The 346-nt window shown below is 46.2% G+C and carries 1 rRNA gene; it reads right to left on the bottom strand.

Annotation, left to right across the window (positions count from 1 at the left end):
- Positions 1 to 142, bottom strand: a 23S ribosomal RNA gene (locus FG154_RS20940); the annotation flags it as partial.
- Positions 143 to 346 lie beyond the last annotated feature (204 nt).

The raw sequence follows: 346 nt of genomic DNA on the forward strand, positions 1-346 counted from the left end.
GTTATCTAAGGTGGGTTGCCCCATTCGGAAATCGTCGGATCAAAGGGTATTCGCACCTCCCCGACGCTTATCGCAGCGTATCACGTCCTTCATCGCCTGTGCATGCCAAGGCATCCACCAAATGCCCTTAAGACACTTGATCACTCTCATTGCCAATATCCATCAAAACTCATTCAAGCTTCAACAGTATCAGCAGAAAGACCAGCTTCTCGAGATACAATCGGTGATGGCGGTTAAACACATCAATCATAATGCAAGGCTTGAGCAAGCTCTTGCGACATCAACTGGATAGTTGATCCGATTACATCTTCTCTTCACGATTTCATACAGAACAGGCAGACTTTCA

The organism is Cereibacter sediminicola (assembly GCF_007668225.1).
GTDB lineage: Bacteria > Pseudomonadota > Alphaproteobacteria > Rhodobacterales > Rhodobacteraceae > Cereibacter_A > Cereibacter_A azotoformans.